Source organism: Mycobacterium sp. VKM Ac-1816D (assembly GCF_000416385.1).
Lineage (GTDB): Bacteria > Actinomycetota > Actinomycetes > Mycobacteriales > Mycobacteriaceae > Mycobacterium > Mycobacterium neoaurum_A.
The window spans coordinates 61,888-86,485 of the sequence record NZ_AOHQ01000146.1 but is presented as its reverse complement, the minus strand read 5'-3'; the positions used below and the strand labels follow the sequence as shown (position 1 = coordinate 86,485).

Below are 24,598 nucleotides of genomic sequence, written 5' to 3'. Positions count from 1 at the left end.
GTCTGCAGGCCGGCACCGCTTAGGCTGGCGTGCGTGACTGACGATCTGCCACCCGACCATGTGATGGCGGCGTTTGGGCTGGCCGGTGTGCGGCCGGTGCCGCTGGGTTCGTCCTGGGAGGGCGGCTGGCGGTGTGGCGAAGTGGTGTTGTCGATGGTCGCCGACCATGCGCGCGCCGCCTGGTCGGCCAAGGTACGCGAAACGCTGTTCGCCGACGGGATCCGGTTGGCACGACCGGTGCGCTCCACCGACGGCCGCTATGTGGTGGCCGGTTGGCGCGCCGACACCTTCGTCGCCGGTACCCCGGAACCACGCCATGACGAGGTGGTGTCGGCTGCGGTGCGCCTGCACGAGGCCACGGCCAAGCTGGAACGGCCCCGGTTCCTGACCCAGCCGCCGGTGGCGCCATGGTCGGATGTCGATGTGTTCATCGCCGCCGATCGTGCGGCCTGGGAGGACCGTCCGCTGCACACCCTGCCCGCGGGTGCCCGGGTGGCACCCGGCACGGTCGACGGCCAGAAGTCCGTCGAACTGCTCAACCAGTTGGCCTCATTGCGCACCCCGACCCGCAGTCCGAGTCAGCTGGTGCACGGAGACCTCTACGGCACAGTCCTTTTCGCGGGCACCGCCGCACCGGGTATCACCGACATCACACCGTACTGGCGGCCGGCCTCCTGGGCGGCCGGCGTGGTCGTCGTGGACGCGCTGGCCTGGGGCGAGGCCGATGACGGTCTGGTCGAGCGGTGGAGTGCATTACCGGAATGGTCGCAGATGTTGTTGCGGGCCTTGATGTTCCGGCTCGCCGTGCACGCGCTGCACCCGCGCTCGACCGCAGCGGCCTTCCCTGGGCTTGCCCGCACCGCGGCGCTGGTCCGCCTCGCCGTCTGAGTTGCTCTCCTCTCGCGAGCAGGCTGGTATACCCCCATTTTCGTCGTGATCCGGGGGTATACGCGTCTGCTCGCGGTCAGAAGTCGTGGCGGTACGCGCGCAGCGACACCCGGCCGTCGACGGCCAGCACACCCTCGGCGCGAAGCCGCTCCAGCTGCCGGGTCGCCAGATGCGGCGCCGGTCGTCCCGAGGCCGGAACAACCCGGTGCCAGGGCAGATCCGAAGAATCGGTGCGCATGATCCAGCCGACGATCCGCGGGCTGGACAACCCGGCCTCGGCGGCGATGTCACCGTAGGTACTGACGCGACCCGCCGGGATCCGGTCCACCAGTGCGCGCACCGCCTCGACCTGCTCCTCGGTGACCGCGGCCATCTCAGCCCAGGTGACCGCGGATGACGGCCGCCGTCTCGGCGGGTAACGCCTGGGCCACCATGTGATCGCAATCCAGTTCGGTCAGGGTGAATTCCTCGCCGACGGCGTCGCGCAGGGTGGCGATCAGTTCGTCGGTCGCATACGGCGGCGTGGTGCGGGTGGCGCGGATCAGCGTCGTCGGAGTTCCGCTGCGGGGCAACGGCACCGGCCGGGTCAACTCGCTCCAGTAGGACATCGTCGCGGGCACGCTGATCCGCCAACCGAGGCGACCATTGGGCAGGGTGATCAGATGCTCGTCGAGTTCGCCCTCCAGCACCGCCGGATCGCGCTCGGCGACCTCGCGCCACGATCCGGCGAGCTTGTCGGCGCGCGCCTGCTCACGGTCGGGATAATCGGGGGAGGAGAACATGGCATCGGCGATCTCGGCCATCCAGCCGCCGTCCAGCGCGACGGCCGGGTCCAACAGCACCAGTCCCCGCACCAGTTCCGGGCGTGCCGCGGCGAGTGCCAGTGCCACCGCTCCGCCGAACGAATGCCCCACCACCAGGACCGGGCCGCCACCCTCGGCGTCCAGCAGCGCCGCCAGTGCCGCGACATTGGCCTCGATGGTCCACGGTGCGGCGTACTCGGAGCGGCCGTGCCCGATCAGATCCGGTGCCAACACGGTGAACTCGGCAAGATGGGAGTCGGCGATCTCCTCGTAGCGACGGCCGTGGCCGGTCAGGCCGTGGATGGCCAGGATCTGTGCCGGACCCGACGGTCCGAAGCGGTAGCTGTGCAGGGCTGCGGTCACGGTTCGATCGTAGGCCCACGTCAGAGCCACTTGTCGGACCCCCGTGCTGTGATGCAGTCATGTCCGCACCACACACCGAGCTCACCCCGGAGGCCCTTGCCCGGCCCGGCAGGCGCGGTATGGTGCGCGTCCTCGGCGGCGCTGGAACCGGCAAGAGCCGCCTGCTTGTCGACACCGCGACCGCGCATATCACCGCCGGTGCCGATCCGGAATCGGTTCTGCTGCTGACCGGTTCGGCCAAGCTCGGTGCCACGGCCCGCGCCGCGGTCACCGCCGCGCTGCTGTCCGCCGGTGTGCGCGGTGTGGTCCGCGAACCGTTGGTGCGCACGGTACATTCCTATGCCTTCGCGGTGTTGCGGTTGGCCGCCCAGCGCACCGGTGGGCCGCCACCACGCCTCATCACCAGCGCCGAACAGGACGGCATCATCCGCGAACTGCTCGCCGGCGAGCTCGAGGATGGTGCGATGAACTGGCCGCCGGAGTTGCATCCCGCGCTGGCGACCGCCGGTTTTGCCACCGAACTGCGGGACCTGTTGGCGCGCTGTGCCGAACGCGGTGTCGACCCGCTGGCATTGCAACGGTTGGGCCGGCTCTCCGGTCGGCCCGAATGGATCGCGGCCGGCCGGTTCGCCGCTACCTACGAGCAGGTGATGCTGCTGCGCTCGGCGGTCGGGATGGCCGCCCCGCAGGCCACCGTGCCCGCACTGGGCGCAGCGGAATTGGTGGGCGCGGCCCTCGATGCCTTCGCCGTCGATGCCGATCTGCTGGCCGCCGAACGTGCCAGGGTGCGGGTGCTGCTCGTCGATGATGCCCAGCAGTTGGATCCGCAGGCCGCCCTGCTGGTTCGGGTGCTGGCCGCCGGTGCCGATCTCACCGTGCTCGCCGGTGACCCGAACCAGGCCGTGTTCGGTTACCGCGGTGCCGACCCTGCGCTGTTGCGACTGGACACCCCGGTCGTCGAACTCACCGAGTCGCGCCGTTGCCCGTCCGCGGTGGCCGGGGCGATCACCGCTGTGGCGGCGCGGCTGCCGGGAGCGGACCGTCCGCGCGCGTTGACCGGCGCACCGGAACGCACCGGGTCGGTGACCGTCCGGATCGCCGCGTCGCCGCACGCCGAGGCCACTCTGATCGCCGACGCGCTGCGCCGCGCCCATCTGGTCGACGGTGTGCCGTGGTCCCAGATGGCCGTCATCGTGCGCTCCGTGCCGCGGGTGGGCGCGGGTATCGGGCGCGCTCTGGTCTCCGCGGGTGTCCCGGTGGACCTACCGGCCGCCGACACCGGACTTGCCCAGCAGCCTGCGGTGCGGGCACTGCTGACTGTGCTGGAGGCCACCGCGGGCTCGCTCACCGGTTCGGCGGCACTGGAATTGGTGACCGGACCGGTCGGCCGGGTGGATCCGGTGTCACTGCGCCAACTGCGCCGCGCGTTGCGTCGCATCTCGGGCCACCAGCGCGAGTTCGGCGAGTTGCTGGTGGCCGCGCTGCACCGGATTCCGGAAGGTCTGCCCGCCGAACTGAGCCACAGCCTTGCCCGCGTGCAGTCGGTGTTGCGAGCCGCCCGCGGCAGTCATCGCGCCGGGATGGACCCACGGAACACGTTGTGGCAGGCGTGGAGTCGCAGTGGCCTGCAACGTCGCTGGGTCAGCATCGCCGACCGTGGCGGTCCGGGTGCTGCCGTGGCCGAACGGGATCTGGCCGCGGTGACGGCGCTGTTCGACATCGCCGATCAGTACGTGTCTACCACCACCGGGGCCACGCTGGCCGGTCTGGTCGCTCATGTCGGCACGCTGACATTGCCCACGGCAGCGGCGTCGACCGCCGGGACCGATGCGGTGACGGTGTGCACACCGCACGCTGCGTTGGACCGGGAGTGGGATGTCGTGGTGCTCGCCGGGGTGCAGGAAGGATTGTGGCCCAACACTGTTCCGCGCGGGGGCGTGCTCAGCACCGGTCGGCTGATCGATGTGCTCGACGGTGTCGCCGACACCGACGACTGCCCGACCGCCCGGTTGTCCGCCCGTGCCCCGCTGCTTGCCGAAGAGCGCCGACTGCTCATCGCGGCGATGGGCCGTACCCGCGACCGATTGCTCGTGACGGCCGTCGACAGCGAGACCGGCGACGCCGCGATGCTGCCGTCGCCGTTCTGTACCGAACTCGCCGCTCTGGTCACAGGGGAGCCGGGCGCCGTCATACCGCCCGCACCCATCCCGGCGCCCCGGGTGCTGACCCCTTCGGCGCTGGTCGGCCGCCTGCGGTCGGTGGTGTGCGCACCCGACGGCGAGGTCGACGAGGACACTCGGGTTTGTGCGGCAACGCAATTGGCTCGGCTGGCCGCAGCCGGGGTGGCCGGCGCCGATCCGGCCCAGTGGCACACTCGCACGGCCGCGTCGACCAGTGAGCCGCTGTGGTCGGACGAGGACCACGTCAGCACATTGTCACCGTCGACGCTGCAGACCCTGGTGGATTGCCCGTTGCGCTGGCTGCTGGAGCGCCACGGCGGCTCCGACAGCCGCGATGTCCGCTCCGCGGTCGGCACGCTCGTGCATGCCCTGGTGGCCGATCCTGGCAAGACCGAGAACCAGCTGCTGGCCGAGCTGGAGAGCATCTGGTCGGCACTGCCGTATGAGTCGCAGTGGTACGCCGACAACGAGCTGGCCCGGCACGGCGCCATGCTGTCGACATTCGTGCAGTGGCGCGAGTTGACCCGACGGGACTACACCGAGGTCGGCACCGAGGTCGAGGTCGAGGGCATGGTGGCGCCCGGGGTTCGGGTGCGCGGCCGCATCGACCGGCTGGAACGCGATAACGCCGACCGGCTGGTGATCGTCGACGTCAAGACCGGCAAGAGTCCGGTGACCAAGGATGATGCGCAGCGGCATGCCCAGTTGGCGATGTACCAGCTGGCGGTTGCCCAGGGCGTGCTCGGTGACGGTGAGGAACCCGGTGGCGGGGTGCTCGTGTATCCGGCCAAGGCAAGTGCCGGTGGGGCCACCGAGCGGCACCAGGACGCCCTCACCCCGGCCGCGGCGCAGCAGTGGCGCGAGACCGTCACCGAGGCGGCCGCCGCAACGCAGGGGCCGGACTTCGTGGCCCGGGTCAACGATGGGTGCGCGCACTGCCCGGTACGGTCCATGTGCCCCGCACAGGAGAACCGCCCATGACCGCGACCCCCACACCGCCACCGACGGCCCAGCACAGCCCCGCCGAATTGGCCGAGGCACTGGGACTGTTCACCCCGACCCCGGAGCAGACCGCCGTGATCGCCGCACCACCTGGCCCGGTGGTGGTCATCGCCGGGGCCGGTGCGGGTAAGACCGAGACGATGGCCGCGCGGGTGGTCTGGCTGGTCGCCAACGGGTACGCACGACCCGACCAGGTGCTCGGTCTCACCTTCACCCGCAAGGCCGCCGGACAGCTGCTGCGGCGGGTCCGGACCCGGCTGGCCCGGTTGGCCGGCACCGGACTCGGCCGCGATGTCCGCACCGACGAGCCGCCCACCATCAGCACCTATCACGCCTTCGCGGGCAACCTGCTGCGCGAGCACGGACTGCTGCTCCCGATCGAGCCGGACACCCGGTTGATCGGCGAGACCGAGCTGTGGCAGTTGGCGTTTCGGGTGGTGTGTGAGCATCCCCGGGTGCTCGACACCGAGAAGACCCCGGCGGCGATCACCGCTCTGGTGCTGCGACTGTCCGGCGCGCTGTCCGAGCACCTGGTCGACACCGCGGCACTGCGCGATACGCACATCGAACTCGAACGACTGATCCACCATCTGCCCGCCGGCCCGAATCAGCGTGGCGGACCCGCTCAATGGCTACTGAAGCTGCTGGCCACCCAGACCGAACGCACCGATCTCATCGAGCTGATCGACGAGTTGCATCGGCGGATGCGCGCGGAGCGGGTCATGGACTTCGGCGCGCAGATGTCCGCCGCGGCCCGGTTGGCGGCCGCCGCCCCGCAGGTGGGAGCCGAACTGCGGCAACGCTATCGGGTGGTGCTGCTCGACGAGTACCAGGACACCGGCCACGCCCAGCGCATCGCGCTGTCGGCGCTGTTCGGCGGCGGTGTGGACGACGGTCTCGCGCTCACCGCGGTTGGCGATCCGATCCAATCGATCTACGGATGGCGCGGTGCGTCGGCGACGAACCTGCCCCGGTTCACCACCGACTTCCCGCACTCCGACGGAACGCCGGCGCCGACGCTGGAACTGCGCACCAGCTGGCGTAATCCCGCCGAGGCTCTGCACCTGGCCAACGCGGTGTCCGAGCAGGCCCGGCGACGATCGGTCAGTGTGCGTGAGCTGCTGCCCCGGCCCGACGCCACTCCGGGGGAGGTACGCGCCGCACTGCTCGATGACGTGGTGACCGAGCGGGACTGGGTCGCCGATCAGATCGCCGCCCGCTATCTGGCCGTCGAGACACCGCCCACGGCGGCGGTCCTGGTGCGTCGCAACGCCGATGCCGCGCCGATGGCCGAGGCGCTGACCGCCCGCGGCGTGCCGGTGGAAGTCGTCGGGCTCGCGGGACTGCTGTCCATACCGGAGGTCGCCGATGTCGTGGCGATGCTGCGGCTGGTGGTCGATCCCACCGGTGGTCCGGCAGCCATGCGGGTGCTCACCGGTCCGCGCTGGCGGCTCGGGGCGCGTGACATCACCGCACTGTGGCAGCGCGCCACCGAACTCGACGATCCGGCCCCCGGCGAGCACGGCACCGCGGCGCGGATCGTCGCGCAGGCCGCCCCCGACGCCGACACCGCCTGCCTGGCCGATGCCATCTGCGATCCCGGCCCCGAGGAACGGTATTCGGCGACCGGGTATGCGCGCCTCGTCGCGCTGGGGCGTGAGCTGACCGTTCTGCGTTCGCATCTGGGCTATCCGCTGCCGGATCTGGTCGCCGAGATCCGGCGTGTGCTCGGTGTCGACGCCGAGGCACGGGCCGCCCGTCCGGTGTCCGCGGGGTGGGGTGGCACCGAACACCTGGACGCGTTCGGTGATGTGGTGGCCGAGTTCGCCGAGCGCTCCGACGGCTCGCCGACGGGTCTGCTGGCCTATCTGGACGTGGCCGCCGATGTCGAGAACGGCCTGGCGCCGGCCGAGGTGAGCGTCGCCGCCGACCGGGTCCAGATCCTCACCGTGCACGCTGCCAAGGGGCTGGAGTGGGAGATCGTCGCGGTGCCGCACCTGAGCGGACGGATCTTCCCGTCCACCGCGATGGCACGGACCTGGCTCTCCGATGCCGGCGAGTTGCCGCCGCTGCTGCGTGGCGACCGGGCCACGCTGTCCGAGCACGGCGTACCGGTGCTGGACACCAGCGACGTGAACGACCGTAAAGCGCTGTCCGACAAGATTGCTCAGCACAAGGATGTCCTGGCCGTGCGGCGCGGTGACGAGGAGCGTCGACTGCTGTATGTGGCGTTGACCCGATCCGAGCACACCCTACTGTTGTCGGGGCATCACTGGGGGCCCACCGAGTCCAAGCCTCGTGGCCCGTCGGAGTTCCTGGTCGAGCTCAAGGCGATCATCGAGACGTCGGGCTGCGGTGTCATCGACCGATGGGATCCAGAGCCCGCCGACGGTGAGCCGAACCCGTTGCGAGGCAGCACAGTCGAAGCGGTCTGGCCTGTCGAAGGGTCACGCGCGCATGATGTCGAGCGCGGCGCGGCGCTGGTCGAGCACGCAGCCGAACAGGCGCAATCCGGGATCGACCCCGAGGGTTGGGCGGCCGATGTGGACGCCCTGCTCGCCGAACGCGAACGGGCAGCTGCCGCGGCGCCGGTCGTGCTGCCCGGGCAGCTCTCGGTCAGCACCCTGGTCGATCTCGGCAAGGATCGCGCCGCCGCGCTGAGCAGGCTGCGGCGCAGGCTCCCGTCCCGTCCGGACCCACATGCGTTACTGGGTACCGCTTTTCACGAGTGGGTGCAGCGTTACTTCCATGCCGAGCGGTTGTTCGACCTCGATGATCTGCCCGGCGCGGTCGACGGCGACGCGGGGCGCGCGCACGCCGAGGAGCGAGCCGAACTGCAGACCGCCTTCGCCTCGTCGCCATGGGCGGCGCGCACCCCACTCGATGTGGAGGTCCCCTTCGACATGCTCCTGGGCAGCGACGACACGGGCGAGCCGACGGTGGTGCGCGGCCGGATCGATGCCGTCTTCGCCGAATCCGACGGCGGCGTGATCGTGGTGGACTGGAAGACCGGCGACCCACCGTCGACGCCGGAGGCCCGCGAGCACGCCGCCGTGCAGCTCGCGGTGTACCGGTTGGCGTGGGCCGGGCTGCACGACTGCCCGGTCGACGCGGTGCGTGCGGCGTTCCACTACGTCCGCAGCGGGGTGACGGTCATTCCCGACGAACTACCCGACGCCGAGGACCTCGCGGCCCTGCTGGCCGACGCCAGGGCTCAGGAGTTGCGATAGATCTTGTAGGCCTGGGTGATCATCGGGATCTGCAGCGGCAGGCGTGCCCACGCGCCGATCCGCATCGGCAACGGCTTTTCCTTCCACAACCGCACCATGTTGACGTTGGCCGGCAGTACCCCGAGGAACAGGGCGATGGCGCCCAGCGCGCCGAGCCTGCGGGTCTTCGGCGCGATCAACATGCCGCCGACCGCGGCCTCGGCGACTCCGGAGGCCAGGGTGTAGAACCGCGCCGAACCAGGCAGTTCGACGGGGACGATGGTGTCGAACGGTTTCGGCGCGGCGAAATGCAAGACCCCCATCCCGACGAGCCACACGCCCATCTTGGTGGCGCGCGATGCTGTTGCTTGCTGCTCAACTCCGGTTATGGGGGTCGTCATGGTTACATTGTGGCGTGCCCACCCCGTGCCGATCGGTGAATCGTGGCCAAAGGTAGATTGCGCCGGCGCTTGGCGGCGGTCAACCAGGACCTGACTTCGCGACATGACGCCGACCTCGTCGACGTCCTGAGCATTCCGGAGAGGTTCGTCAGCCCCTGGCGGCGGATCTTCACGCGCGTGCTGCTGGCACTGGGCGCCTTGTTCGCCGCGGTGCTCATCGTCTACGTCGACCGCCACGGCTACCGCGATATCGAGTCCGCCCCCGATGCGAACGACCCGCTGTCGTTCCTCGACTGTCTGTACTACGCGACGGTCTCGCTGTCGACCACCGGCTACGGCGATATCACGCCCGTCACCCCGTCCGCCCGGCTGATCAACGTCCTGGTGATCACGCCGCTGCGGGTGGCCTTCCTGATCGTGCTGATCGGAACGACGGTGGAAACCCTGACCAATCAGTCGCGCCAGGCGTTGAAGATCCAGCGATGGAGGAGAAGCGTGCGTAACCACACCGTCGTCGTCGGATATGGGACCAAGGGCCGCACCGCGGTGGCCGCCATGATCGGTGATGACGTCGCCCCCGCCGACATCGTCGTCGTCGAGCAGGACCCCGTGGCGCTGGAAAAGGCCAAGAATGCCGGGCTGGTCACCGTCCGTGGCAATGCCCAGGACTCCGAGGTACTGCGGCTCGCCAGCGTTCAGCACGCGAAGTCGATCATCGTCGCCGCCAACCGTGACGACACCGCCGTACTGGTGACGCTCACCGCGCGCGAACTGAACCCGACCGCCACCATCATCGCCGCGGTCCGCGAGGCCGAAAACCAGCACCTGCTCAAGCAGTCCGGCGCAAACAGCACCGTCGTCACCTCCGAGACGGCGGGCCGGCTGCTAGGCCTGGCCACCCAGACCCCCAGCGTGGTGGAGATGATCGAGGACCTGCTGACCCCCGATGCCGGCTTCGCGATCGCCGAGCGTCAGGTCGAGCCCAAGGAGGCCGGCGGCTCGCCGCGCCATCTCACCGACATCGTGCTCGGAGTGGTGCGCGGCGGTGATCTGTTGCGTGTCGACGACGAGCGCGTCGATGCGCTGGAACTGAGCGACCGACTGCTCTACGTCCGCTCGAACGAGGAACGGTAAGTGAATTTCAGCCTGCGCAATGTCCCGCTGCTGTCCCGTGTCGGCGCCGACCGCGCCGACACCCTGCGCACCGATGTCGACGCCGCTATCGCGGGCTGGCCGGATGCCCGGATACTTCGGGTGGACCACCGCAATCAGGTGCTCATCGCCGGCGGCAGCGTCGTGCTGGGCAGCGCGACGAGCCTCGGCGACGCCCCGCCCGAGCAGGCGGTGTTCCTCGGTCGTCTCGCCGACGGCCGGCATGTCTGGGCCATTCGTGCCGCGCTGGAAGCCCCCGAGGATCCGTCGCTGCAGGCCGAGGTGCTCGATCTGCGCCGCGCCGGACCGGTGTTCGACGATGCCAGCGCGCAGTTGGTGTCGACCGCCACCGCGCTGCTGAACTGGCACGACCACTCTCGGTTCAGCCCGGTCGACGGCGCCCCGACCAAGCCGATCAAGGCGGGCTGGTCGCGGATCAATCCGGCCACCGGTCACGAGGAGTTTCCACGCATCGACCCGGCCGTGATCTGCCTGGTGCATGACGGTCACGACCGCGCCGTCCTTGCCCGCCAGGGGGTCTGGCCGGAGCGGATGTTCTCGATCCTGGCGGGGTTCGTGGAGGCCGGTGAGTCCTTCGAGACCTGTGTGGTGCGCGAGATCGCCGAGGAGATCGGCCTCACCGTCACCGATGTCCAGTACCTGGGCAGCCAGCCGTGGCCGTTCCCGCGTTCGCTGATGGTCGGTTTCCACGCGCTCGGCGATCCCGAGCAGCCGTTCGCCTTCAACGACGGCGAGATCGCCGAGGCCGACTGGTTCACCAGGGCGGAGATCCGCGACGCGCTGGAGAACGGGGACTGGAGCAGGACGTCGCCGTCGCGCGTGCTGCTGCCCGGATCCATCTCGATCGCGCGCGAGATCATCGAGTCCTGGGCCTACGCCGTCTGAGCCGGCACGGACCCGACGCCACGCCGGGGGCGATCGGCCGCCGATCAGGTCCGGCAGTGCAGTAGCAGCGCCGTGCCCTGACCACCTCCACCGCACAGCGCTGCGGCACCGGTGCCACCGCCGCGGCGACGCAGTTCGAGTGCCAGATGCAGGGCGATGCGTGTCCCGGACATCCCGAGCGGGTGCCCGAGCGCGATCGCACCGCCATTGACGTTGACCCGGTCCTCGTCGAGACCGAGTGCCGCTGCGGATGCGATACCGACCGCGGCGAAAGCCTCGTTGATCTCGACCAGATCCAGTGCTGCCGGTTCGACCTCGCTGCGGGCGCAGGCCGCCGCGATGGCATTGGCAGGCTGCGACTGCAGCGTGGAATCCGGGCCGGCGACCATGCCGTGGGTACCGATCTCGGCGATCCACGGCACGCCGAGTTCCTCGGCTTTGCGCCGGCTCATCACGACGACGGCGGCGGCGCCATCGTTGATCGGTGATGCGTTGCCGGCCGTGATGGTGCCGCCGGGACGAAAGGCCGGGCGCAGCCGGGACAGCGACTCGATGGTGGTGTCGGCCCGGACGCTCTCGTCATGAGTGAACGGAAGGGACTCACCCCGGCGCCCGGGGACCTGTACCGGCACCACCTCGTCGGCGAAAAGCCCGGCCTTCCAGGCGGTTGCAGCGCGGGTGTGGGAGCGCGCCGCGAATGCATCCTGGGCGGGGCGGTCGAGATCGTTGGCGTCTTCGGTCAACGCGCCCATCGCCTCGTCGGTGAAGACGTCACGCAGGCCGTCGAAGGCGAGATGGTCTGTCACGGCGACGTCACCATATCTGTAACCGGCTCGGGATTTCGGCAGCAGATGCGGTGCCTGACTCATCGATTCCTGGCCGCCGGCGACCACGATCTGCGCACTGCCGCAACGAATCATCTGATCGGCCAGAATGATCGAGTCGATACCGGAAAGGCACACCTTGTTGACGGTCAGGGCGGGCACGGTCATCGGGATGCCGCCGGCGGCCGCGGCTTGGCGGGCCGGAAGCTGGCCCGCGCCGGCGGTCAGCACCTGTCCCATGATCACGTACTGAACCTGTGCGCCGGTGATGCCGGCCTTCGCGAGGGCCCCGGCGATGGCCACTCCGCCCAGCTCGGCCGCACTCATCGAGGACAGCGAGCCCATGAATCGTCCGATCGGGGTGCGCGCTCCCGCGACCAGAACCGAGGTGCTGCCCGTCATGACAGGTCCAGCGGAGCTTCGGTGGCGGCGACCACATCGGCGAACTCGACCCCCGGGGCCAGCTCGCGCACCGCGAGGGTGCCGTGGGTGGTGATGTCCAGAACGGCAAGGTTGGTGATGATGCGGTCGACCACCCTGGCACCGGTCAGGGGCAGGGTGCACGAGTTCACGATCTTGGGTTGGCCCGATTTGTCGGTGTGCTCCATCAGCACGATCACCCGGTCGGCACCGTGTACCAGGTCCATGGCACCGCCCATTCCCTTGACCATCTTGCCGGGGATCATCCAGTTGGCCAGATCCCCCCATCGGGAGACCTGCATGGCGCCCAGTACCGCGGTGTCGATATGGCCGCCTCGGATCATCCCGAACGACGCAGCCGAATCGAAGAAGGCCGCACCCGGGGCGACGGTGACGGTCTCCTTGCCCGCATTGATCAGGTCGGCGTCCACGGCATCGTCGGTGGGGTAGGGGCCGGTGCCCAGGATCCCGTTCTCCGAGTGGAGGGTGACGTGCACGCCGGGGTCGAGGTGGTCGGGGATGAGCGTGGGTAAACCTATTCCCAGATTCACGTACTGGCCGTCGATCATCTCGCGGGCCGCGCGGGCGGCCATCTGGTCACGCGACCAGCCGGTGAGAGTGGTGGTCATCTTTCGCCCTCCTGGTTGCGCACGGTGCGCTTCTCGATGCGTTTGTCCTGGGGGCCGGTGTGCACGATGCGTTGCACGAACACACCGGGCAGGTGGACGTTGTTGGGATCGATATCGCCCGCCTCGACCAGGTTCTCCACCTGCGCGATGGTCACCTTGCCCGCCATGGCGGCCAGCGGGTTGAAATTCATGGCGGTCTTGTCGAACACCAGATTCCCCGCGGTGTCCCCGACCTTGGCGTGGACGAGTGCGAAGTCGGCGCGAATCGACTCCTCCAGCACGTGGCGTCTGCCGTCGAAGACCCTGGTCTCTTTCGGCGGCGAGGCGATGAGCACCGAGCCGTCGGGCGCGTAGCGCCAAGGGATTCCGCCGTCGGACACCGGGGTTGCGACACCTGCCGGTGTGTAGAACGCCGGTATGCCCGCCCCTCCGGCGCGAAGCCTTTCGGCCAAAGTGCCTTGCGGTGTCAGTTCGACCTCGAGTTCACCGGCCAGGTACTGCCTGGCGAATTCCTTGTTCTCACCGACATAGGACGCGGTGACGCGTCTGATGCGTCCGAGCGCCAGCAGGATGCCCAGACCGTGATCGTCGACGCCACAATTGTTGGAGTACACCTCCAGGTTGGTGGTCGTGGTATCGGCGATGGCCCGGATGAGCGCATCGGGTATGCCACACAGCCCGAACCCGCCGACCGCTATGCGGGCGCCGTCGCTGATGTCGACGACCGCCTCCGCGGCGGTGGAGTACACCTTCGAGGACACGTGATCACCACTTTCGTCCATTATTCAAACGATCAATCTGACATCGACAAGTGTGGATCACGGCAATTCACAGGGGAAGTCGTTGACCAGCAGCGGCGGCAATCTGCTCGAATGGTGATCGACTTCGGATTCGACGTTCATTCAGTGAACGCCTACTCTCGGTTCGTGACAGATTCCATGAGCGGTCCGGGGGTGATCGCGCGGGCCGGCCTGCTCCTGCGGGCGGTCAGCGCCGCCGAGCCCGCGGGCGCCTCCACCACCGAGCTGGCATCGGCAGCCGGACTCGCTCGCCCCACGGTGCATCGCCTGTTGACGGCGCTGAACGAGCAGGGACTGGTCGACCGTGATCGCAAGACCGGCAGGTGGAACCTCGGGCCCGAGCTGTACTTGCTCGGCGCCGCGGCGGCCAACCGGTACGACATCGTCGACCAGGCCCGTGACTTGGTCGCGGTGTTGGCCCAGGAGTCCGGAGAAAGCGCGTTCCTATCGGCCCGCCGCGGTGACGAGACCGTCTGCGTCTACGCAGAGGAGGGCAGTTTCCCGCTGCGCTCGCACGTCTTACATGTCGGCGTGCGGTTCCCACTCGGCGTCGCGTCCGCCGGGCTGGCCATCCTCAGCCATCTGACCGAACGGGAGGTCGACGACTTCTTCGCCCGTCAGTCGCCACATACCCGTTGGGGTACAGAGCATTCCGAGTCGCGGATTCGAGAGCGTATTGCCGCGACCCGATCCACCGGTTATGCGGTCAATCCGGCGCTGTTGGTGGAGGGCAGCTGGGGGATGGGCGCCGCGGTCTTCGACCGTTATGGTCAACCGGCTTGGGCGTTGAGCGTGACGGGCGTCGAGACGCGCTTTCGGGCCGACCGGCGACCCGTCCTGGGGCAGCTGCTGTTGGCGCAGGCGCACCGGTTGTCGGTGCGTCTACGCCAACATTGACCGCCGGAATTGGTCGCCCGGTATGGCGCTCAACGCAGTTTCGCCAGTTGTTCCAGGACACGTTCCGGGGATGCGGTGGCCGGGATCGATGTCACCACCATGTCGGTGCCGGCCACGGGGACGTCGGCATCGTGGTCGGTCCAGAAGGTGCGTTCGATCATTCCAATACTGGGATCCCCCGGCGGAGTGGATATCTCATGTTCGCCCCACATCGCGGTCGGCCAGCCGAAATGCGCCGTCACATTGGTCACCGCCGTGTAGTCGGCCAGCGCCTCGGGCAGTGCGGAGCCCCTGCTGTCGAGCAGCACCAAGGAGACGGGCAGCGATCCCAGCTGACCGAGCCACTCGGCGACATACATCGAGGCGTTGTCGGCGCGATCGGGGTCGATCTCACCGAGTGGGTTACCTGCGATCGCATGTGCGCCGGCCAGCCAGCGGGCGGGCGAGGGGAGATGCAGGAGTAGTTGGCGGCGGGTCGTTTTCGCTGCCGTCGCCAAGACCTCACGAGCCGACTCGAGCACATCGGAATCGGTCAGCAGCGTGCGCAGCGGATAGCCGACGCGCGTCTTGGCGCCCATGGCCGCGACCAGATCGGGGCGTGAATCGGTATGAGCGGTGAGCACGCTGTCGATGTCGATCCAGAGTGCATCGGGATTCAACAGTGCCGTCACCTGGCCGAAGTGCCCCGCCGTGAGTGTGGTGTCGGTCCAGGGAATGGAGGCACCCTGGCGGATCACCGAGGTGGAGTATGCGCCGTCATCGATCAGTAGCACGCTGGTGCGTCCGCTGGGGCCGGCCGGTGTCGGAGTTTTCGCGCTCATGGACATGCCTTTCGAGAGGGGTGGTGGCGGCCCCGGGGACGACCGGGGCCGCCACCGGTATCAGGTGAGTCGGGTGACCGTCTCGCCGTACTTGGCCTCGAGCTCGGCGATACGGGCCTCGAGCCTGCCGATCTTGACCTCGCGTCGGTCCGGGACCATGACGATCGGAAGCTCTTCCAAGGGCGCACATACCCGTTCGGGGCCGTCGATCGTGTACACGGTGGCGGTGATATCCCGCTCCTGGGGCGTCCAGGTGCCCCATGATCCGTAGTAGGGCAGGTCCTTCGGCGGTTCGGAGGTGACGAACTCCTTGCAGAACTCGGCGAAGGGCTTGCCCCGTTGCAGGCGGTCGGCGCGGGCCGCGGCGCGCGCCGACGTGGTCGCCTCGTGGTCGAGCCGGAACGTGGCGGGGTCGTAGCGCACCGCGAAGATGTCCTCGGCCACGCGCTGGCTGATCCGGCCGAGCTCGGCGTCCCGCACCACCGACTCCGGGTCGCGCTCCAACGGGTCTCCGTATCCTCCACCGGCGCCCTGGCTGATCATGTAGAGCTCGCCGTCCTTGGCGAGATCGAACTGCAGGCCCATGTGCGAGGTGGAGTAGCGCCCGTCCGGGAACGGTCGCTCGTTCATGACCTTTTCGATCGACAGATCGAACTTCGTGTTGTCCTTGCGGAAATGCTCGTAGACGTTCGTTCCCTTGACCATCGCGAGCGGATATGTGCCGCAGCCGTATCCGCCGAACATGCCATAGATCGAAGAGAATTTCGCACCCGAGGTCACCGTCATGAAACCCCATTGCGGCGTGCCCTCGGCGGACACGATCATCTCGTAGCCCATCCCGCCGGTGAACTTTCCGAAGCCCATGTTGTCGCGGACCAGTCGCTTGGCCACGAGCTGCATGAACGGCACCTCTTCTTCCATCACCTCCTGCTCGGCGGTATCGGCCATCGCGCAGAACAGGGGCGATATGGCATCCTCGCCATCACGGAAAGGCTTGGCACCACCGGGCATTCCGTTGAGATCTGCGCACAGGTTGCCCACCATGTCGCCGTGCTGGGTGACCCCGCCCCACAGGAAGGTGTTGATCTGGTTGAACCAGTTGGCCACCACATTGCTGTACTTGTTCGGCGTGGAGAACGACATCCGGCTGTAGAGCGCCTGCATGCAGGAGAATCCGCGAAACGAGGCCTGCAGCGATTGCCCCATGGGCGCATCGTAGGAGGCGTCGGCCCAGGTGCCCTCGTCGGAGATGATCTCGATACAGCTCATCGCGGCGGTGCAACGCGGCAGATCGGGCCACCAGAAGGCCAGGATTGCCTGCATCATCATCGATTTCACGCTGCACAGGGGTGAGTTGATGGCTCGGTTGAGAATCTCCGGTCCGGTGCCGCGCAGGTCGACGGTCATCGTGTCGCCCTTGACGGTGATCTTGCAGGCGAACTTGATCAGGATGTTCTCTTTGAGCGTGCTGTCCATGAACTGGTCGAAACGGTAGGTGCCGTCCGGCAATTCAGAGATCCGGCGGCGGACCTCGGCGTCGACATCCTCGACGGTGGTGCGCAATGCGGCCACGAACGTGTCGATCCCGACTTCGTCGATGACCTTGTCGATACGCTCCATGATCTTGCGGACCGCGGTGATCTTGACCTTGAGATCGGCGAGCTGCAACTTGGGATCGCGCACCGAGTGCTGCAGGAAGGTCAACAGGTCCCGACGCAGTTCGCCGCGTTCGACGATCTTGAACGGGCTCATCCGCAACCCGTCGTCGAAGGCGGTCTCCGAGCCAGAGGGCATCCCCCCTGGCTCGCAGGCACCGTTTTCACCCTCGTGGATGGTGGCGGCCACCCACGCGATGATCTCGTCGTCGCGGATGATCGGCATGATCATCGACTGATCGGTGTTGTGCACGTTGCCATAGCGCGCGTCGTTGTGGATGAACCCATCCCCGGCGTGGATGCCGACGGTCGGCTCGTCCTTCCAGTATTTCATGATGTACCGGATCGGATGGTGCAGGATCGCGCTGAACGCGATGACTCCGTGGCAGGACAGATAGGAGACATCGCCGGAGGCGGTGTAGATCGCGGTGGTGAGGTCGCCCCACTTTGCTCCCGGTGCGGCGCCCTGCGCCTCGCACATCTCATAGCCCTCGTCGAGCGCCCCGGCGATGCGTTTGCGGATGCGTTCGACCTGGAGCCGGTCCACCCCCACGGCGATCGCCGCGTCCTCGTGCGGTGAGCGCTGCGAAATCTGGTGACTGCGCATGATTTCCGGATCGGGTCCGAGGAACAGGGTGGTCTCGTCCATGAACCGGTCCACCCACTGCTGTTCCTGCTCGGTGAGCTGCCCGGCCGGGCGGTCGTTGACTGTGGTCATCTTTTGTTCGTCCTTAGTGTGAGGTCAGTCCTGCAGGAACCAGACAGCGCCCTGGGCCGTGGGCTCCAGTCGCCAACCGGGTTCGACGAGGAAGGTGGTGTTTTCGGTGGTGACGATCGCCGGGCCGGCGATCACCTTGTCCGGGGCCAATGCGCTCTCGTCGAAGACCGGCGTGTCGACCGGCTTGTCGATACCGATGAAATGGGCGCTACGACTACCGACCGGCTCCGGTGCGCTGCGCTGTCCACCGGGTTGCAGTGATTCGAAGTTCACCACGTCACCATCGACATAGGAAGCAACTCGCACTGTGCTGCAGCGGATTCCGGCCTCCGGGGCGGCGGAGGACGCACCGAATCGGTGGCTGTACACATCACCGAAGGTCTTGATGACCTCGAGCACGTCGCCGACACCGGAGATCCGGTGCAGTTCGGATAGCGCCACGGCTTGGGTCAGCAGCTGGTTGCCATAGCGCATGTCGAGCTCCAGGCGGTATCGCACGTCATCTGCCGAGAACCCCTGCCGCACCAGGTCCTCGCAGCCGCGCGCCTCGAGCTCTCGGACAATCGCGTTGAACTCGTCGTAGTCGGAGTAGAGCGCCCGGGTGGTGGCGTTGTACAGCGTGATGTGCACGCCGCGTTCGTGGAAGTGCAGCTGTTTCATGTTGCCTGCTCCGCAGGCCGAGAAGACCGACGAAAAGGGCGGCGCCAGAACCCGCTTGATTCCGGCGTGCCGGGCGACCCCGCATGCGTGCAGGGGTCCGTTACCACCGTAGGCCAACATCGTGAAGTCCTCCGGAAGGTACCCGCGTACCCGCAGCTCCTTGCCGATGCCGATGGCCATCTGCTCGTCGACCCCGTCCTTGATCACGCGTGCGACGTCGATGGGGTCCATGTCGAGGTGGTCGCTGAGCTCTTCTTCGATGGTGAACAGCGACCGCTTGGGGTTCAACTTGATGTAGCCGTTGGCGTAGTTGTCGGGGTCGAGGTAACCGAGCACCAGATCGGCATCGGTCACCGTCGGCTTGAGCCCGCCGCGGTCGTAACAGGCCGGGCCGGGATTCGATCCCGCCGATTTCGGTCCGATCTTGACCGAGTTGTGGATGCGGTCGTAGCTGGCGATGGAGCCACCGCCGGCGCCGAGCGTGTCCAGGTGCACCATCGGCACCGAGACCAGCCACCGGTCGATCGTGGGCAGGAAGTCGTAATGCTTGACCCCGCCCTCAGGGACCAGCCCGATATCGAAGGAGGTGCCTCCCATGTCGGTGGCGATGACATGTCCGAGGCCGGTCTCATTTGACAGGTGCTCGGCGGCGCCCACCCCGGCGATCGGGCCGGAGTGGATGGTCTGCAGCGCGTCGGTGGAGTTCATCTGGGCCATGCCGCCCGAGTTATGGATCACCAGCATCGGCTTGTCGTAACCGAAGTCGCGCAGGTTGCTCGACAACTGCGCCAGCGCGTGGAACATGATCTCGTGCAGGTAGCCGTCGATGATCGTCGACGTGGCGCGCACGTATTCGCCCTTTCGGCCCGACACCTGATGGCCGAGGAGCACCGGGATGGCGCCCAGCTCGTGCGGCGGGAACTCGTCGAGGATGATCTCCTGGATCGCGAGTTCGTGTTCGGGGTTCTCGGTGGCGTTGACGAGCGACACCACGATCGCCTCGGCGCCGGCGTCGACGAGTTCGCGAACCATCGCCCGGACGTCATCGGGATCCAGCCGAGCCACGACCTTGCCCGCCGAGTTGATCCGTTCCTTGACAGAGCGGATCATCGCGCGCGGCACCAACGGTTCCGGTCGCTCGGCCGCGGGCAGGTTCTGTTGCATCGCGTAGTCCAGACCCTCGCCGTAACCGCGGCCGCGGGAGAGTGGGATGGTGTCCTCGAAACCGTGCGTGACGATTGCCGCGACCTTGGGCCCGTTGCGCTCGATGAGCGCGTTGGTACCCAAGGTGGTTGCGTAGCGCACCGAATCGACCTCCGAGAGCACCGTCGAGCGGTCCAGGCCGGCGCGTTTGCACGCCAGGTCGAGGGCGTCGTTGAAGCCGATGGCCAGATTGTGGTGGGTGGTCAGCGCCTTGGCATCGACATAGATGTCGTCCCAGACGAAGAAGCAGTCGGTGAAGGTGCCACCGATGTCGACCGATATTCGTTTCATGCCAGTAGATCTCCTGGTTCTCGGGTCAGTGGATGTGGCCGGCGGCTTTGAGGGCCGCGGTGTACTTCTGGGCGTCCTCGCCGGGTCCGTAGTTGTGCACGGTCTCCGCGTCGGTGCCGCGCTGTGCCCATTGCGCACGCAGGGCGGGGATGTCGATCAGGATGTCCACTGCCGGGGGATGTCCCGGCGGCAGGTACTCGCATTCGATCTGTGTCCCGCACCCGGGGCAGTAGTACTCCAGGATGCGGCAGTAGGCCGGGTCGGGACTGAAGGTGTACTCGTAGCGATCGGGATCGATGATCGGTTGGTGGATCTCCCGCGGATCGCGGTCGTAGACCAGCGTTCCCGGCTTGTAGTTCTCGTGTGCCGAGCCGATATCGTGGGCGCACACACGGCAGACCCATCGTTCGGTGTCGAGGTCGATCACGAGATATTCGGTCATGGGGACTCGCATGCGAATCCTCCCTTCACTGAGATGGATTGGAATCAGTTGTCGGCGGTGAGCATCAGGTCACCCGCGGAGGTGACCCGGAATGACCAGCCGGGCAGGACCCGGGCGGTGAAGAACGGCCCTTCGACGATCGCCGGGCCGTGGCCGGTATCGCCGGGGGCCAACCGGTCGAGCACGTGCACGGCGATCTCGTCGACCCGATCCGTGGTGGATCGCACCGACCGCGTGCCGTGCACCTCGGCCGGCCGCGGTGTCAGTTCGGTGTCGGGGTCGAGATCCGGATGCGGAAGTGCCGCAGCGGCACTGAGCTGTAGGGTCACCGCCGCGCCGGGGTAGTCGACCTCGTCACCGGGGGTGTAGGGCAACTGGGAGATGCCGGTGTCGTCGAGATTCTCCACCAGCAGCTGCCACGAGGTCTGACAGTCCGACAGGTCGTAGCCCTCCTGGAACATGTCTCGTCGTGCCCTGGCCAACAGTGCGTCGTGGGTGGCGCGCGCGGCGTCGGTACTCGGTTCCTCGATCAGCACCTCATAGGTCTTGCCGATATCGGAGAACGAAATTCCGAACGCTGAGAACACCGCCGCGGTGCGCGGTACGAGCACCTGTCCGACGCCGGCCATGGCGGCCGCACCGGTCGCGCTCATGGGCCCGGCCCCGCCGAACGCCAGCAATGTGGTCTGCTCGGTGACCAGCCGGGCGAATGATGCCGACAAGGCCTGGAAGTAGGCGTGTTCCATCCGCACGAGTGCCTCCTCAAGGGAGATTCCCAGCGGCTCGGCGATGGTCTCGGTGATCACCGCGCGTGATCGCGACGGGTCGAGAGTGAAGGTGCCGTCGAGGTAGGTGTCGGCGTCCAGGATACCCAGCAGCAGGTTGACATCGGTGATCGTGGCCTGCTTGCCACCGAATCCGAAGCACGCGGGACCCGGTGCGGCGCCGACGGATTGCGGTCCGACGGTGATCTCGTCGTCGACGAGTTGGATGACCGAGGAGCCTCCGACTCCGGCGGAGGTCACCGCACTCATCGGGTAGGAGATGTGCACGCCTTCGATCGATCCGCGGTCGGACACCGCGACCGACCCGTTCTTCACCACGCCCACATCGGTGGTCGTGCCGCCGATGTCCATCATCAGCGCGTGCGACAATCCGTAGACCTTGGCCAGCGCCGCCGTTCCTTCCAGTCCTCCTCGTGGGCCGGACGAGTACGTCTTGAGCGCAACCGATTTCGCGACGCGAGAGGATGCGCCGTCGTTGCGGTACACCAGCAGCGGGTTGACCACCCGGTAGTCCTGCAGGCGTCCCTCGGCGGCGTAGAGGAAGCGTTCCATCGTCGGATGAAGGAAGGCATTGACCACGCACGACCACACCCGGCGGGCGTCGTCGCGGTCACCTGCCAGCTCCCAGCTGTAGAGCAGTGGAACCGACCCGAGCAGGTGGCGCGGGAACTTGCGCAACAGGACATGGCGCAGTCGGCGTTCCTCCTCGGCCGACGGCGCGGCGATGACCACGCGGGCGGCCCCGAGCGTGGTCAGCCGATTGACCTTCTGCACCGCGTCGAACTCGAAATCTTCCGATTGTGGGTCGACGGTGAGATAGCGGTCGGCCACCAGGCCGCCGAACAGCTTCTCCTGCGCCGGGTCACTACGCATCTGGGTCTGCAGGCTCTCGATGCTGGAGAGGATCCCGATCATCGGGCCGCGCCGCTGTACCAGGGCGTTGGTGCCCTGGGTGGTGGAGTAGCGGATGTGTTCGGTCGCGTGCAGCAACCGGGTGGTGTCGGCGTCGCCGTACATCGCCGCGGACGCCTTCTCGATGCCGCTGAACAGGCATTCCGACAGATCGTGCGGTGTGGTCAGCGTCTTGGTGAAGGTGAAGGCATCGCCGTCCCATACGCAGATGTCGGTGAGCGTTCCACCGTTGTCGATGTTGATCAGGGTCCCCATGGCACTCCGTTCGTGGAATTCGCATATGTGAATGCGTTGATCGAGCGGCTCTGTGCTGTACGCCACACCGCTTGGATCAGCGTGGTCTGTGTCTCACGGGGCCAGGTGTCCCAAGTTCGGACATCGGGGGCCTTGGCTGTGGTGTGGGTCTCATTCACACTTGGTTGACCGGATCGGGAGGTGGCAGATGCCCAACAGCTCCGCACGCTTGCTGCGGACCGCTGCTGCACGCGCGGATTTCCTGGAGTACGGCGGTAACGGCACCGCGGGCGTCTCCGAGGTCGTCGCCGCGTCGTGGGAGCGCAGCCAGGCGGCCGGGGTGGATGCCTCGCATCCGAACGCCCAGTTCACCGACGAGATCGACACGGCATCGCTGTTGGTGCGCTGTGCGCGGCCGGTGCTGCAACAACTGGAGATCGAGACCGCGGACATGCCGTTGGTGATCGCGTTGACGGACAAGAAGGCCCGCGTGGTCGAACGGATCGACAGCTCGACGGCGGTGGCGCGCCTGCTCGACCGGGTGCATCTGGCACCGGGTTTCAGCTATGCGGAGTCGACCATGGGCACCAATGGCATCGGCACGGTGTTCGAGGCGGGGCAGCCGATCAGCGTCGTGGGCCCCGAACACTTCAGTGAGAACCTGCATCTCTTCGCGTGCACCGGGGCACCGGTCATCGATCCGATGACCGGGCGGCTGGAGGGGGTGCTCGACATCTCGACGTTGTCATCGTCCTGGAGTCCGCTGATGCATGCGCTGGTCAAGAGCGCCGCCAAGGACATCGGCCAGAATCTGCTGTTGGATCGCGGGCAGGCGCAGCGCGCGATCTTCGACACCTACCTGAAGGTCACCACGCGGGCCCCGCGGCAGGCGGTGTTCGGCTTCGGCGATTCGGTGTTCATGGCCAATCCGGTGGCACAGCAGATGTTCGACACCGACGAACAGCGGGTCCTGCGCGAGCATGCGGTGTTCCTGATGGCCGGCAAGGACCGGGTCAGTGACACCGTCACGCTTCCCGGGCACCGGCTGGTCAGAATCCGCGGCACCCGGATCGTGACCGGCGCGGAAATCGCGGGGATGGTCGTGGTCGCCGATGTCGTGACGATGCACAGTCCGGGTTCACCGGCCGACTTCAGCGAGCAGCTGTTACCCGAGGTGGCCGTCGCCACACCGCACACGTCGCAGATCGTCGGCGGTCTGTCGCGGTCGCGGGAGGCGATGGCCGGTGGGACATCACCGGCCTGGGTGCGCGGGTGCACCGATTTGTATCGTGCGCTGGAGCAACGTCGGCCCGCGCTGGTCGTCGGTGAGCCCGGGTCGGGCAAGTTCACCTTGGTGGCCGAGCTGTTCCACGCGGTCCATCCCGGGGGTCGCGCCATCTCGGTCGATGCCGCCCAGCTGGCACTGGACACCCCGGCCCCCGATCTGGACTCGCTGTTGACGAACCCGGCCGAGCCGACACTGCACATCGTCCGCGATATCGACCAGGCGAGCACGGCTGCCGTGGAACGCCTGGAGTCCTACCTGAGCGCGATCACCGATCTGGAGGGGCCGGCCTGGGTGGTCGCCACGGGGTGCGATTCCGCGGTCACGACGGATCTTCCGTTCGGGCAGCTCTTGCACCATTTCGAGGTGTCGATACAGGTGCCGCCGCTGCGGTGCCGCACCGATGATCTCGCGGCGCTGACGGGGGCGTTGTTGCGCGGGATCGCCCCGGCACGCAAGGTCCGACTCAGCCCAGAAGCGCAACGGCTGATAGCGCGATATTCCTGGCCGCGGAACATCACCCAGTTGCGCGAGGCGTTGGTCTACGCGGTGCGGCGCAGGCCGGTCGGTGAGATTCAGGAGTCCGATTTGCCCGGGTACTGCCAGACTGCGTCACGGCACGCGCTGACCCCGCTGGAAGCAGCCGAACGCGACGCCATCGTCGCGGCCCTGCGGGACGTCGGTGGGAACCGCGTCGCGGCGGCGACACATCTCGGGATGGCGCGGTCCAGCCTGTACCGGAAGATCAAGGCCTACGGCATCACGGCGTGACGTGACGGATTCGCCCGGCGACGTGTGCTGTGGTCGGCTCAGCCCAGCTTGGCCTTGACCTGCTTGGCGCTCGGGTTGGTCAGCGTCGAGCCGTCGGCGAACTTGACCGTCGGCACCACATGATTGCCGTTGTTGACCGAACCGACGAACTCGGCGGCCGCCGGATCACCTTCGATGTCGATCTCGGTCCACGCGATGCCCTCGGCCTTGAGCGCGGTCTTCAGGCGGGCGCAGTAACCACACCACGAGGTCGTGTACATCGTCAGCTCAGCATTGCTCATGGGTGAATCAACCTATCGACGTCGGTACGCAATTCCCTGCACCCTATGCGCCCCGAGAACATGTCG

The 24,598-nt window shown here is 67.6% G+C and carries 19 protein-coding genes; 7 read left to right on the top strand and 12 right to left on the bottom strand.

What is annotated here, in order from left to right; all coding sequences use genetic code 11:
* Positions 1–33: 33 nt before the first annotated feature.
* A complete protein-coding gene (locus G154_RS24815) occupies positions 34–888 on the top strand; it encodes a TIGR02569 family protein (RefSeq protein ID WP_023985452.1) in 855 nt (284 codons plus the stop codon).
* Positions 889–964: 76 nt separating this feature from the next.
* On the opposite strand, the gene G154_RS24810 is transcribed toward G154_RS24815, so the two are convergent.
* Together G154_RS24810 and G154_RS24805 are read right to left on the bottom strand one after the other, a co-directional pair.
* Positions 965–1,261 (bottom strand): MGMT family protein, encoded by a 297-nt coding sequence (locus G154_RS24810; protein ID WP_019511188.1) that lies wholly within the window; start codon positions 1,259–1,261, stop codon positions 965–967.
* Position 1,262: 1 nt separating this feature from the next.
* A complete protein-coding gene (locus tag G154_RS24805) occupies positions 1,263–2,054 on the bottom strand; it encodes an alpha/beta fold hydrolase (protein ID WP_023985453.1) in 792 nt (263 codons plus the stop codon).
* A 59-nt stretch (positions 2,055–2,113) separates the two neighbouring features.
* On the opposite strand from G154_RS24805, the gene G154_RS24800 reads away from it, so the two are divergent.
* Positions 2,114–5,215 carry an ATP-dependent DNA helicase gene (locus G154_RS24800; protein WP_019511190.1) on the top strand — a complete coding sequence of 1,034 codons (3,102 nt, stop codon included), beginning with the start codon at positions 2,114–2,116 and terminating at the stop codon, positions 5,213–5,215.
* A complete protein-coding gene (locus G154_RS24795; protein WP_031601386.1) occupies positions 5,212–8,466 on the top strand; it encodes an ATP-dependent DNA helicase in 3,255 nt (1,084 codons plus the stop codon). Before G154_RS24800 ends, G154_RS24795 begins: the two co-directional genes overlap by 4 nt.
* Here the strand turns inward: G154_RS24795 and G154_RS24790 are convergent.
* Positions 8,451–8,846: a membrane protein gene (locus G154_RS24790; protein WP_023985454.1), complete on the bottom strand. Its 396-nt coding sequence runs from the start codon at positions 8,844–8,846 to the stop codon at positions 8,451–8,453. The two genes, G154_RS24795 and G154_RS24790, sit on opposite strands and share 16 nt — an antisense overlap.
* 42 nt (positions 8,847–8,888) lie before the next feature.
* Here G154_RS24790 and G154_RS24785 point away from each other — a divergent pair, with 42 nt between their 5' ends.
* Together G154_RS24785 and nudC are read left to right on the top strand one after the other, a co-directional pair.
* Entirely contained in the window at positions 8,889–9,980 is a 1,092-nt protein-coding gene (locus tag G154_RS24785; RefSeq protein ID WP_023985455.1) for a TrkA family potassium uptake protein, read from the top strand.
* Positions 9,981–10,904, top strand: a complete 924-nt coding sequence (gene nudC, locus G154_RS24780) for an NAD(+) diphosphatase (RefSeq protein WP_019511194.1) — start codon at positions 9,981–9,983, stop codon at positions 10,902–10,904. It abuts the gene before it with no gap.
* A 44-nt stretch (positions 10,905–10,948) separates the two neighbouring features.
* On the opposite strand, the gene G154_RS24775 is transcribed toward nudC, so the two are convergent.
* The 3 genes from G154_RS24775 to G154_RS24765 are packed head-to-tail and all read right to left on the bottom strand — an operon-like array spanning position 10,949 to position 13,559.
* On the bottom strand, positions 10,949–12,130 hold the full coding sequence (locus G154_RS24775; RefSeq protein ID WP_019511195.1) for an acetyl-CoA C-acetyltransferase: 1,182 nt from the start codon (positions 12,128–12,130) through the stop codon (positions 10,949–10,951).
* Positions 12,127–12,777 carry a 3-oxoacid CoA-transferase subunit B gene (locus G154_RS24770; protein ID WP_019511196.1) on the bottom strand — a complete coding sequence of 217 codons (651 nt, stop codon included), beginning with the start codon at positions 12,775–12,777 and terminating at the stop codon, positions 12,127–12,129. The genes G154_RS24775 and G154_RS24770 overlap by 4 nt, the downstream gene beginning before the upstream one ends.
* On the bottom strand, positions 12,774–13,559 hold the full coding sequence (locus tag G154_RS24765) for a CoA transferase subunit A (protein WP_019511197.1): 786 nt from the start codon (positions 13,557–13,559) through the stop codon (positions 12,774–12,776). Before G154_RS24765 ends, G154_RS24770 begins: the two co-directional genes overlap by 4 nt.
* Positions 13,560–13,715: 156 nt before the next feature.
* Here G154_RS24765 and G154_RS24760 point away from each other — a divergent pair, with 156 nt between their 5' ends.
* Entirely contained in the window at positions 13,716–14,474 is a 759-nt protein-coding gene (locus G154_RS24760; RefSeq protein WP_110807134.1) for an IclR family transcriptional regulator, read from the top strand.
* Between the two features lie 29 nt (positions 14,475–14,503).
* Here the strand turns inward: G154_RS24760 and G154_RS24755 are convergent, their stop codons facing one another.
* From G154_RS24755 to G154_RS24735, 5 genes are read right to left on the bottom strand one after another with little or no spacing between them, the layout of a single operon-like run.
* Positions 14,504–15,295 carry a hypothetical protein gene (locus G154_RS24755; RefSeq protein ID WP_023985458.1) on the bottom strand — a complete coding sequence of 264 codons (792 nt, stop codon included), beginning with the start codon at positions 15,293–15,295 and terminating at the stop codon, positions 14,504–14,506.
* Positions 15,296–15,355: 60 nt separating this feature from the next.
* Entirely contained in the window at positions 15,356–17,668 is a 2,313-nt protein-coding gene (locus tag G154_RS24750; RefSeq protein ID WP_019511200.1) for a hydantoinase B/oxoprolinase family protein, read from the bottom strand.
* A gap of 24 nt (positions 17,669–17,692) precedes the next feature.
* The gene (locus tag G154_RS24745; protein WP_019511201.1) at positions 17,693–19,822 is read right to left on the bottom strand and encodes a hydantoinase/oxoprolinase family protein; all 2,130 of its coding nucleotides are present in this window, start codon (positions 19,820–19,822) and stop codon (positions 17,693–17,695) included.
* A 25-nt stretch (positions 19,823–19,847) separates the two neighbouring features.
* Positions 19,848–20,276, bottom strand: a complete 429-nt coding sequence (locus G154_RS24740) for an acetone carboxylase subunit gamma (RefSeq protein WP_023985459.1) — start codon at positions 20,274–20,276, stop codon at positions 19,848–19,850.
* A 32-nt stretch (positions 20,277–20,308) separates the two neighbouring features.
* On the bottom strand, positions 20,309–22,216 hold the full coding sequence (locus tag G154_RS24735) for a hydantoinase/oxoprolinase family protein (protein ID WP_019511203.1): 1,908 nt from the start codon (positions 22,214–22,216) through the stop codon (positions 20,309–20,311).
* A 187-nt stretch (positions 22,217–22,403) separates the two neighbouring features.
* Between G154_RS24735 and G154_RS24730 the strand changes: the two genes are divergently transcribed.
* Positions 22,404–24,251: a sigma-54-dependent Fis family transcriptional regulator gene (locus G154_RS24730; protein ID WP_036480635.1), complete on the top strand. Its 1,848-nt coding sequence runs from the start codon at positions 22,404–22,406 to the stop codon at positions 24,249–24,251.
* A gap of 38 nt (positions 24,252–24,289) precedes the next feature.
* Here the strand turns inward: G154_RS24730 and mrx1 are convergent, their stop codons facing one another.
* Complete coding sequence (mrx1, locus tag G154_RS24725; protein WP_019511204.1) at positions 24,290–24,532, bottom strand: mycoredoxin Mrx1; 243 nt, start codon at positions 24,530–24,532, stop codon at positions 24,290–24,292.
* Positions 24,533–24,598: the final 66 nt, after the last annotated feature.